General features: G+C 44.4%; 2 protein-coding genes. Both read right to left on the bottom strand.

Features of this window, described 5'->3' with window-relative positions; translation table 11 throughout:
- Positions 1–383 (bottom strand): hypothetical protein (locus A3766_RS32375; protein WP_231883026.1); only part of this gene is annotated, 383 nt, incomplete at its 3' end.
- A 114-nt stretch (positions 384–497) separates the two neighbouring features.
- Entirely contained in the window at positions 498–917 is a 420-nt protein-coding gene (locus tag A3766_RS28160) for an MASE3 domain-containing protein (protein ID WP_068643129.1), read from the bottom strand.
- Positions 918–1,147: the final 230 nt, after the last annotated feature.

Raw genomic sequence — 1,147 nt, 5'->3', positions numbered from 1 at the left:
CGTTCAGTTTTTGAAGTTCTGATATGTTGATGTGTAAGAGGGGGTGTTTCGCGGGGGCCGCTATCTGTTGATGAGGTGGCGGTGTTGAAAATTAGGCTGCGAGTTATGCCTGCTAGCATAGAAAGGTAAGCAACAATTTTCAGTATATGAGCGATATTGAAATGGTTATCGAAAAGTTGCGTAGAGCCGAATGCCACATGCAGTTGGGTTAGGCACTCTGGAATGCAGCTTAATAAAAACGCCAGGCTGACGGGGTCGCGTTCTTTCTGAAACCAGGTCCAGAACAATGTGGCGGCTAATAAGTATGTCGCTAGTGGAAGGATGTCATAGGGGCGGCTTATCAATTCGCCAGGGAAAGTGGTTTGCGGTAGGTTTTCGCTCACCGAGGCTAGATAAACACTTACGAAGGCCGAACCAACAAAAAAACTATCGCTAAAGGAAGTAGCTTTAGATGCTTGTACAGGGGGGGTTATTGCTGTGATACAAAGCCCATAAGCTTAGTGCCGCCCCAAGGTCATGATTGAAGCATTGAAAAGGCGGGAAAGCGCCCAGGTAAAAGGAATAAAATCAGTGTTCTGGGCTTGAGCATCGATCACTCTTGCTGATGCCAAGGTATGAAAAATGTCGATCGATGCTGCCGAGAGCAATGCAAGCCCCATGATAGGGAGTGTAATATTACGATGATAGTAGTAATGAACAAACGCAAAGATAGCGCCGATACAGGCAATAGAAATTGCGCTCCATTCGAGAATGGTATGTAGGATAGCTCCCTGCAGCGCTTCCAGCATCGAGCTTTGTGTTGTCACTATATCGACTTTTGTCGGCGCAGCGCCAAAGTCAATTCCTAGCATATTAGGTAAAAAAGGTAGAGTGCAGAGAAAAAATAGCCCAATAGTCAGTTTTTTGGGAGACGTCATTCAAACTTCCGAAATATGGTGACGTGGTGCGATGGCATTAAAGAAGTATAGTAGAAATGTCTTCAAGTTCACGTCAGTATGCAAATAATAGGAAAGTCGCTATGCTTTGGTTACACTGAACAAATGGATAGTCTTGGTATGCTTTTGTTTTTTGGGTGCAACTAGCCAAATTGGGTTTAGATGAATTATGAGCGAACAAGCAAAAGCGCTGATTACCGAAATATTTGATG

It is taken from the genome of Oleiphilus sp. HI0132 (assembly GCF_001635845.1).
Note: the sequence above shows the minus strand (reverse complement) of the source record. Positions and strands in the feature narration are given on the sequence as shown.